Origin of the sequence: Streptomyces flavofungini, from assembly GCF_041028215.1 — a bacterium.
Classification (GTDB): Bacteria; Actinomycetota; Actinomycetes; order Streptomycetales; family Streptomycetaceae; genus Streptomyces; species Streptomyces flavofungini_B.
In genome coordinates this window covers 1-4,392 of sequence record NZ_JASKYR010000680.1, presented here as the reverse complement: position 1 = coordinate 4,392, position 4,392 = coordinate 1, and the positions used below count along the sequence as shown (strand labels likewise).

At 69.4% G+C, this 4,392-nt stretch carries 5 protein-coding genes; 4 read left to right on the top strand and 1 reads right to left on the bottom strand.

Features of this window, described 5'->3' with window-relative positions:
• Positions 1-231: 231 nt before the first annotated feature.
• Positions 232-1,080, bottom strand: coding sequence for an alpha/beta fold hydrolase (locus AB8Z36_RS32415; protein WP_369216960.1), 849 nt, complete (start codon positions 1,078-1,080; stop codon positions 232-234).
• Between the two features lie 262 nt (positions 1,081-1,342).
• On the opposite strand from AB8Z36_RS32415, the gene AB8Z36_RS32410 reads away from it, so the two are divergent.
• The 4 genes from AB8Z36_RS32410 to AB8Z36_RS32395 form a co-directional block, all read left to right on the top strand.
• Complete coding sequence (locus AB8Z36_RS32410; RefSeq protein WP_369216959.1) at positions 1,343-1,594, top strand: acyl carrier protein; 252 nt, start codon at positions 1,343-1,345, stop codon at positions 1,592-1,594.
• The gene (locus tag AB8Z36_RS32405; RefSeq protein WP_369216958.1) at positions 1,591-2,472 is read left to right on the top strand and encodes a class I SAM-dependent methyltransferase; all 882 of its coding nucleotides are present in this window, start codon (positions 1,591-1,593) and stop codon (positions 2,470-2,472) included. Before AB8Z36_RS32410 ends, AB8Z36_RS32405 begins: the two co-directional genes overlap by 4 nt.
• 11 nt (positions 2,473-2,483) lie before the next feature.
• Positions 2,484-3,809 carry an NAD(P)/FAD-dependent oxidoreductase gene (locus AB8Z36_RS32400; RefSeq protein WP_369216957.1) on the top strand — a complete coding sequence of 442 codons (1,326 nt, stop codon included), beginning with the start codon at positions 2,484-2,486 and terminating at the stop codon, positions 3,807-3,809.
• On the top strand, positions 3,806-4,392 hold a 587-nt coding region (locus tag AB8Z36_RS32395), incomplete at its 3' end, for an SDR family oxidoreductase (protein WP_369216956.1). The genes AB8Z36_RS32400 and AB8Z36_RS32395, both read left to right, overlap by 4 nt.

Genomic DNA, 4,392 nt, shown 5'->3' with positions numbered 1-4,392 from the left:
CCCTGAACAGCGGGGCCTGGGCGAAGGGGCCGGCGGGGGCGTCCGGATCGTGGAAGAACTCGGCTCCCACGACACGCTCGGGCAGATGACTGCCGAAGTCGACTATGCCTACGGGCTGCATGACGGTTCCTTTCCTGCGGCACCGGAGCGCTCCGCCTCAGGGCTTCAAGCGGGGCGGTCCGGCGCCGCACCGGGATGTGGACCCCGAGGGCGCCCGCGCGTACGGCGGGTTCAGCTCGCGGCGTCGTCCGCCGTCAGGAACGACCTGATCAGCTCGGCCAGTCGGGCCGGCTGGTCCTCGGGGATGAGGGTGTAGCTGTCCGGGATCTCGACGAGGCGGCCCCTGGGCAGCAGCCCCGCCAGCTTCCGCCCGTGCTCGGGCGGCATGACCTTGTCCTCGGCGGCCCACACCACGAGCGCGGGCCGGTCGAAGGTCCGCAACTGCTCGGCCCAGTCCAGGAGCGTGGCCTTCGGCGGGACCCCGAGCACGTACTTCCGCAGGTCCCCGCGGATCTCCTTGGAGGCCCACAGGGGCGCGAACCAGTCGTCCATCACCTCGCGCGGGACGGGCCGCTTGCTCATCCGCCCCCAGGTCATGGGCAGTCGGCGCAGCGGCCTCAGCTTCAGTAGGCCGAATGCGGCGGCGATGCCGCCGGGGAGCTTCGCCGAGGCGTACAGGTTGGCACCGGGCAGGCCCGGCGGGTAGTTGTCGAACGCCTCGCAGGAGGTGATGACCAGGCGCCCGATCCGCTCGTCCCTGCCCAGCGCCACCAGGGCCTGCGCGCCGCCCCAGTCGTTGAGGACCAGGGTGGTGTCCCGCAGGTCGAGCGTGTCGAGGAACTCCGCGACGAGCTGTGCGACCCCGGCGACCGACAGGTCCGCGCCAACCTTCATCGGGGTGCGGTGGCCGCCGAGCGGCAACGTCGGCACCACGCAGCGGAAGTCACGGCGCAGAGATGCCACCACGTGCCGCCACAGCGAACCGTTCATCGCGACGCCGTGCAGCAGGACCACCACGGGTCCTTCGCCGCCCGTGTCCTGGTACTCGACAGAACCCGCTGAAAGGTGAACCTCAGGCATGCGTGTCTCCCGGAAGTGCCGTCGAGTGCGAGCCGGAACAAGGGTGCGCCGGAACAAGGGTGCGCCGGAACAAGCAAAACACCTCAAGCCCCTTTTTGCCAGCGGCAATCCGGCGTATTCGATCATTGCCCGAAAGGGCAATAGTGCGCCGCTCGCGATGTCTGTACCGTTGGCGAGCAACGCGCTAAGACACGCGCTGAGACATGCGCTGAGACACGCGCTCAGACCGGCAATTCATCGCCGCGCATCCGAAAGGTAAACCGTGATCACTGCTGAAGAAGTGTGTGCCCGCATCGCCAAGAAACTCGGCAGCAAGGCGAACAACTACGAGCTCGGCGCCGACACGGCATTCGACTCGGTGGGCCTTTCGAGCCTGCAGATCGCCGATATCGTCTACAGCATCGAGGACGACCTGGAGATAGAGTTCGACGAGTCGCGGGCCGCGGGCGTCAAGACCGTCGCGGACCTCGTGCGGCTCGCCGAGGAGACCGAGCAGGGCAGCGCCGCCGCGTGACGGCCGTCGATTACCGGGGCGCCACCGCGGAATCCATCCGGCATCACTACGACGTGTCGAACGAGTTCTTCGCGCTGTGGCTCGACACCTCCCTCACCTACACCTGCGCGCTCTGGGACGACGGCGATCCGGACGAAACCCTGGAGCGGGCCCAGAAGCGCAAGCTGGACCACCTCATCGAGGGGGCGGGGGCGAGGGCCCCGGGGGCGCGCCGCGTCCTCGACGTCGGCTGCGGCTGGGGCAGCCTTCTCGAACGCCTGGTCACCAGGTACGGCGTCCAGCGGGCCGTCGGCCTCACCCTCAGCGAGAGCCAGGCGGCGAAGCTGCGCGGGACGCCCGTGCCCGGCACCGAGGTGCGGGTGGAGAACTGGCTGGACCACGAGCCGGACGAGCCCTACGACGCCATCATCTCCATCGGCGCGTTCGAGCACTTCGCGCGCACCGGTCTGACCCGCGCCGAACGCGTCGCGGCCTACCGGGAGTTCTTCGACCGCTGCCGCGCCTGGCTGCCGAGGGGCGGGCGGATCGCACTCCAGACCAACATCAAGGGAAACAACGTCCGGATGGACAAGCAGACGGTCCGTGACCTGATGTTCATCATCGACATCATTTTCCCGGAATCCGAGATTCCCGCGCTCTCCGAAGTCATCGAGTCGAGCGAGAAACGATTCGACGTCGTCAGCCTCCGCAATGACCCGGATCATTACAGCCGCACCTGCCGGGAATGGCTGCGCCGTCTCCGGGTCCACCGTGCGGAGGCCGTGCGGATCGCGGGCGAGGAGAACGTCGCCAATTACGAGCGCTATCTGGGCGCGACGGTCGGCCACTTCGCCCATCGCCATCTCGGATTGTCAAGGATCATCCTCGAAGCGGTCTGAGGAGCGCCGGTGTGAACAGCTACAAACACGTCGTCTACTGGCACGACACCGAATCCGTGACGCTGGGGGCGCCCCTGCGGGAAGACATCGAATGCGATGTCTGCATCGTCGGGGGCGGCTTCACGGGACTCTGGACGGCCTACTTCCTCAAAGAGGCCGAACCCGCCCTGGACATCCGCGTCGTCGAGGCCCACCACTCGGGCTACGGTGCGTCGGGTCGCGCCGACGGATTCGTCACCCCGACCATCGGCAAGGACATCCAGGCCCTGGTCAGGGAGTTCGGCTACGCACGCGCGCTGCACGCCTCCCAGGCGGTCGGCAGGTCGATCCTGGAGATCGGCAGGTTCGCCAGGAAGAACCGCGTCGACGCCGAGTACGAGGCCACCGACTATCTGATGGTCGCCACCGACGCGGCGCAGCTCAAGCGGTTGCGCGAGGACCGCGCACTCGCCCAGCGGATGGGGGCCGCACCGGCCCCGGTCCTGCCCGCCGACGAGTCCAGGGCCGTCATCGGCTCGCCCGCGGTGCTCGGCAGCATGCGCACCGGCGGCGCCCTGGTCAACCCGTACAAGCTCGCGCGCGGCATCGCCCGTGTGGTGCGCGAGAAGGGCGTGACCCTGTACGACACCTCGCCCTGCCTGCGCGTCGAACCGGGCGCGCGGCCCACCGTCGTCACCACGGGCGGCCGGATCAAGGCCGACAAGGTCGTCCTCGCCACCAACGTCCACATGGACGCCTTCCCGCCGTTCCGCAGGAAGGTCGTGCCGATCTGGACGTACGCGATGGTGAGCGAACCCCTCACCGACGCCCAGCTCTCCCGCGTCGCCTGGCCGGGCCGCGAGGGCCTGGTGGAGGCCAAGTCCCTGCTGACCTGCGCGCGCTTCACCCACGACAACCGGATCATGTTCGCGGGCGGCCCCGCACCGTACTACTTCGGCAGGGACAAGCGGCAGCGGAACATGAACCGGCCGGAGGTCTACCGCGCGATCCACCGGGAGTTCCTGCGATTCTTCCCGCAGTGGGCGGACCTCCGGTTCACCTACGCCTACGGCGGCACGGCCGACGTCGTCCGCGACTACGCACCGCACTTCGGCCGTCTCGACGGCGGCAACATCCTCTACGGATACGGCTACTGCGGCAACGGCATCGCGGCCACCCACACCGGCGGCAAGGTCCTGCGCGACCTGGCCCTCGGCAAGGACACCGACTACTCCCGGCTGCTCTTCGTGGACGACGGGCGCCGCGGGCAGCCCGCCGACTTCCCGCCGGAGCCCGCCCTCTTTCTCGGCGCCCGCGCCGTGACCCGCCTGATGAACTGGAAGGAGTCCCGCGCATGAGCGCACGGCCGACGGTCCTGCTCACCGGCGCGTCCGGTGTCGTGGGCCGCAGCATCCTGCGCGAGCGGGCGGCACGGGGCGAGCACGGGCCACGCGTCATCGCCGCGACCCGCGGCGCCCCGGTCCCCGAGGCCGAAGGGCCCACCGTGGCCCTTGACATGACGGCCGAACGGTTCGGGCTCGACGAGGAGAGCCACGCGGCGCTCGCCGCCGAGGTGGACACCGTCATCCACTCGGCAGGCCTCACGGAGTGGGGCCTGCCCGCGCGGGAATACGAACCCGTCAACATCGAGGGCACCCGGCGCGTCATCGACTTCGCCGAACAGGCCGGGGCGAGTGTCCACTACATGAGCACCGCGTTCGTGGCCGCCCTCGCGCCCACGGCACCCGCGGCGCTCGGCGAGGACAACGTCTGCCGCAACTACATCCACTCCAAGCGCCTGGCCGAGGGGCTGCTGCGGGAGAGCGGCCTGCGGCACACCGTCTTCAGGCCCACCAACCTGATCGGCGACTCCCTGTCGGGGTGGACGTCCCAGGGCCAGATCGTGCAGCTCATGTCGGACTGGCTCGGCCGGGGCAGGGC

Bases quoted from the DNA above. Each gene is read 5' to 3' on its own strand.
- AB8Z36_RS32415 (WP_369216960.1), bottom strand. From the start codon at position 1,080: ATGCCTGAGGTTCACCTTTCAGCGGGTTCTGTCGAGTACCAGGACACG.